This is a genomic window from Streptomyces sp. BE20, from assembly GCF_036322525.1.
Lineage (GTDB): Bacteria > Actinomycetota > Actinomycetes > Streptomycetales > Streptomycetaceae > Kitasatospora.
Genome location: NZ_JAQYWW010001213.1, coordinates 1 through 317 on the forward strand (window position 1 = coordinate 1; position 317 = coordinate 317).

The 317-nt window shown below is 69.1% G+C and carries 1 protein-coding gene; it reads left to right on the forward strand.

All coding sequences use genetic code 11. The features are described from left to right. Window positions 1-110: 110 nt before the first annotated feature. The gene (locus tag PUR61_RS41140) at window positions 111-281 is read left to right on the forward strand and encodes a hypothetical protein (RefSeq protein WP_329885073.1); all 171 of its coding nucleotides are present in this window, start codon (window positions 111-113) and stop codon (window positions 279-281) included. Window positions 282-317: the final 36 nt, after the last annotated feature.

Below are 317 nucleotides of genomic sequence, written 5' to 3' on the forward strand. Positions count from 1 at the left end.
TCGACGTCGACGACGTCGCCACCAAGGTCATCCCCGACGATCGGTGGATCATGCTGCCGCCCAACCGGGAGAAGTGGGGCCAGACCCTGTTCGGCGTCTCCGTCTAAGCCTTGGTCCTCGCGCGGGGTACCAACCCCGAGATCACGCGTGAGGACGCGCTCGGCATCATCCTCACCCGCGGCGCGCAGGACGACCCGGTCCAGATCTCGACCAAGGGCAGCGCGGTGGCGATGCCGGTCCTCCACCCTCCGGACTGCCACATCGTGGCCAAGGGCCTGTGATGGCCAGCACGCGGCTCGCCGCCGCCGTCCACCTCA